This window comes from Nocardioides sp., from assembly GCF_036374615.1.
GTDB lineage: Bacteria > Actinomycetota > Actinomycetes > Propionibacteriales > Nocardioidaceae > Nocardioides.
This window is the reverse complement of the sequence record NZ_DASUTK010000102.1, coordinates 1-2,902: the sequence shown is the minus strand read 5'-3', so window position 1 is coordinate 2,902 and position 2,902 is coordinate 1. Positions and strand designations below refer to the sequence as shown.

The following is a 2,902-nucleotide window of genomic DNA, read 5'->3' as shown; positions in this document are numbered from 1 at the left end:
GTGGTCGCCGTCATCCGGCCGCTGGCCGCGGTCGCTTTCGCCGACGACCTGTCCTCCATGGAGCGACGCAAGGCCGACCTCCAGACGGGCGGGTTCCGCGCCGCCGCGCAGTCCTCGGTCGCGAGCGTCGCTGCGGTGTTCGAGGGTTGGGGGCCGAAGGTCCACGAGCGGATCCGCTCCGGCTCGCCCGCGAACGAGATCATCAAGGCGTGCAAGCAGCTGAACGCCGGGCTGGTCGTGGTCGCCAGCGGCGGCCGGGGCATCAGCGAGACGGTGCTCGTGGGCAGCACGGCGCAGCGCGTGCAGCACTATGCGCCGTGCCCCGTGCTCGTCGTTCGACCGGCGCCGAAGCAGCGGAAGAAGTAGCTCCTCAGCGGGCTAGGCTCGCCGCATGGAACTGGCTCGGCTGATCCTGCTCGCGTTGCACCTGCTCGGCTTCGCCGCGCTCTTCGGTGGGCTGATCGTGCAGGCGCGCGAGCCGCAGAAGGTCGTGAACGCGGCGATGCGCGACGGTGCCGGCACCGCGTTCCTTGCCGGGCTGCTGCTGGTCGGCGTGCTCGAGGCCGGCGACACCGCCGTCGACCACGTCAAGATCGGCGTGAAGTTCGCGATCGGCCTGGTGATCCTGGTGCTGGTGATGGCCAACATGCGCAAGCCTCAGATCCCGCAGGGACTCTGGGCCGGCCTACTGGTACTGACCGTCGTGAACGCCGGCATCGCCGTCTTCTGGTCGCCCACGCACGCCTGAGCGACTAGCGGGTCACGGCGGGTCGCGGTGTCCGGTGACGTCGCGGGCCTCGGGATCCTGTCCGAGAGCTGCACGGCCGCCGTCGACCGGCACGACGGCGCCCGTGACGAAACCGGACATGGGTGACAGGAGGAACGCGACGACGGAGGCGACGTCCTCGCCGGTGCCGACCCGGCCGAGTGGGTGCAGCCGACGGAGGTCGGAGTCCAGTCGATCGTCGTACCGCTCGGTCACGATCGAGCCGAGTGCGACTGCGTTCGCCCGGATCCCACGCGGGGCGTAGTCGACGGCCAGCGCGCGGGTGAGCCCCTCGACGGCGGCCTTGGCAGTGGCGTACGGCAGGGCGCCGGGGACCGCGCGCTGCGCCTGGTGCGACGAGACGTTCACCAGCGCACCAGGAGTCCCGTCCGATAGGTACCTGCGGATCGCGGCACGGCTGCCGGCGACGGCCAGACCGAGGTTCGCCGAGATGAGCTCGAGGATGTCGGCGACCGGTGTGTCGTGGATGGCTGCGTCGCGGAACACGGCAGCGTTGTTCACCCACCCCACCAGCGTCCCCGCCCGGCCCGCCCGATCGACAGCGTCCGCCAGCGTGGTCTCGTCCATGCCCTCGCCGGCGACCCCCTCGATGTCGTCGTGCCCAGCCGTCCAGCCCAACGCGTCGCCGTCGCGGTCCAGAGCCACCACGTGACCGTCGCGCGCGAGCCGCTGGGCGATCGCGCGACCGACTCCTCGGCCCGCGCCGGTGACCACGTACGAGTTCGACATCACGCCAGGGTAGATGTGCTCGGAGGAGCCGCTGTCGGTCGTCGTCCCGGGCGTCAGCCCCGCAGGGGTGCGCCGACGTCGTGCAGGTGGCGGAGCGCGATCCGGTAGGACTCCACCAGGCCGGTCTCCTCGTAGGTCACGCCGCGCTCCCTGCAGAACTCCCGCACGATCGGCCGGGCGAAGGGCAGGTTCGCGCAGGGCATGCTGGGGAAGAGGTGGTGCTCGATCTGGTAGTTGAGCCCACCGAGCGCCACGTCCGTCAGCCGTCCGCCCCGCACGTTGCGGGAGGTGAGCACCTGCTTGCGGAGGAAGTCGGGCTCCGGCCCGCCGGTCGTGGTCGGCATCCCCTTGTGGTTGGGAGCGAACGAGCATCCCAGGTACACCCCCAGCAACGCCTGATGGACGAGCACGAACGCGACCGCCGTGACCGGGGACAACACGGTGAAGACCAGGCTCAGGTACAGCACGGCGTGCACCGCCAGCAGCCCGGCCTCGAGCCGTCGACCCCGAAGTCCGGGCCGGAGCACCGCCCGAACGCTCGACACGTGCAGGTTGAAGGCCTCGAGGGCCAGGAGCGGGAAGAACAGCCACCCCTGGTACCGGCCGACGAGCCGGGCCGGCCCGCGGGCGCTGCGGGCCTGTGCGGTCGACCACACCAGCAGGTCGGGCGAGACGTCCGGGTCGAGCTCCTCGTGGTTGGGATTGGCGTGGTGCCGCGTGTGCTTGTCCTGCCACCAGCCGTAGCTCATGCCGATCCCGAGGTTCCCGAGGAGGCGTCCGCCCAGCTCGCTGGGGCGCCTGGTCGGGAAGACCTGGCGATGCGCCACGTCGTGGGCGAGCAGGGCCGCCTGACCGAACACGAGTGCCAGCGCCGCGGCCGCGAGGAGCGTCCACCAGGAGTCTCCGATCGCCACGAACAGCCACCAGCCCGTGACGAACCCCGCCAGGACGAACGCGCCGCGGATCGCGTAGTAGCCGGGCCGCCGTCGCAGGAGTCCGGCATACTCGATCCGGCGCCGCAGGTCGGCGAAGTCGGAGCCTGAGCCGACCTGGGAACGGGTGGACGTGTGGGCGGTGGTCGTCATGAGTCCGAGTCTTGGCCGTCCGAGGCTGTGTATCACGGGGCCTGCCACCCCGGCCCCGGTGGTGGTAGGTCCACCTCAGCCCGGAACGTCGGAGGTGCGCCGTAGGCTGGGACGCGAAATGAGTACGCCCGCCCCGCTGCCCGGTTTCGAGCACGTCGCTGCCGCCGACGAGGGCGGCGTCGAGGGTGAGCGGACGACCCGCCGGGGGCCGACGCCTGAGGAGCTGCTCGAGGGGCTCAACGAGCAGCAGCGTGCGGCCGTCGTCCACGCCGGCGCACCGCTGCTGGTGGTGGCCGGTGCG

At 71.6% G+C, this 2,902-nt stretch carries 5 protein-coding genes; 3 read left to right on the top strand and 2 right to left on the bottom strand.

Features of this window, described 5'->3' with window-relative positions; translation table 11 throughout:
- Both VFZ39_RS08370 and VFZ39_RS08365 read left to right on the top strand, forming a co-directional pair.
- Positions 1-366, top strand: a 366-nt coding sequence (locus tag VFZ39_RS08370) for a universal stress protein (RefSeq protein WP_330865279.1), incomplete at its 5' end; no start/stop codon positions are given.
- A gap of 25 nt (positions 367-391) precedes the next feature.
- Positions 392-748: a hypothetical protein gene (locus VFZ39_RS08365; protein WP_330865278.1), complete on the top strand. Its 357-nt coding sequence runs from the start codon at positions 392-394 to the stop codon at positions 746-748.
- A 12-nt stretch (positions 749-760) separates the two neighbouring features.
- Here VFZ39_RS08365 and VFZ39_RS08360 read toward each other — a convergent pair whose 3' ends face one another.
- A complete protein-coding gene (locus VFZ39_RS08360) occupies positions 761-1,516 on the bottom strand; it encodes an SDR family oxidoreductase (protein WP_330865277.1) in 756 nt (251 codons plus the stop codon).
- Positions 1,517-1,569: 53 nt separating this feature from the next.
- Positions 1,570-2,601 carry an acyl-CoA desaturase gene (locus VFZ39_RS08355; protein ID WP_330865276.1) on the bottom strand — a complete coding sequence of 344 codons (1,032 nt, stop codon included), beginning with the start codon at positions 2,599-2,601 and terminating at the stop codon, positions 1,570-1,572.
- A gap of 118 nt (positions 2,602-2,719) precedes the next feature.
- Here VFZ39_RS08355 and VFZ39_RS08350 point away from each other — a divergent pair.
- Positions 2,720-2,902: hypothetical protein (locus tag VFZ39_RS08350; protein ID WP_330865275.1), on the top strand; the 183-nt coding region annotated here is incomplete at its 3' end.

Excerpts from the sequence above, each read along its gene's own strand:
- VFZ39_RS08365 (WP_330865278.1), top strand. The coding sequence starts at position 392 with ATGGAACTGGCTCGGCTGATCCTGCTCGCGTTGCACCTGCTCGGCTTC.
- VFZ39_RS08360 (WP_330865277.1), bottom strand. The coding sequence starts at position 1,516 with ATGTCGAACTCGTACGTGGTCACCGGCGCGGGCCGAGGAGTCGGTCGC.
- VFZ39_RS08355 (WP_330865276.1), bottom strand. The coding sequence starts at position 2,601 with ATGACGACCACCGCCCACACGTCCACCCGTTCCCAGGTCGGCTCAGGC.